Genomic DNA, 216 nt, shown 5'->3' on the forward strand with positions numbered 1-216 from the left:
TTTTATAGGTTGTTCCATCTGACAAAATGGCAAAATCTTTTAGTCCTACATCCATTCCAATGTAAGAATGTGTTTTCGGAAGTTCTTGCACCTCTGTTTCCACTAACAATGACACAAAGTATCTGCCAGAAGGGTTCCGTCTAACCGTAGCATTTAAAATACGTCCCTTTACTTCACGACTTTTGGCAAATCGAACAAGACCTAGTTTTGGCAACT

At 38.9% G+C, this 216-nt stretch carries 1 pseudogene; it reads right to left on the bottom strand.

Annotation, left to right across the window (positions count from 1 at the left end):
- Window positions 1–216, bottom strand: a pseudogene (locus MR109_RS29990) (IS200/IS605 family element RNA-guided endonuclease TnpB); the annotation flags it as partial.

The sequence above is a fragment of the Bacillus cereus group sp. BfR-BA-01310 genome (assembly GCF_022664325.1).
Classification (GTDB): Bacteria; Bacillota; Bacilli; order Bacillales; family Bacillaceae_G; genus Bacillus_A; species Bacillus_A paramycoides.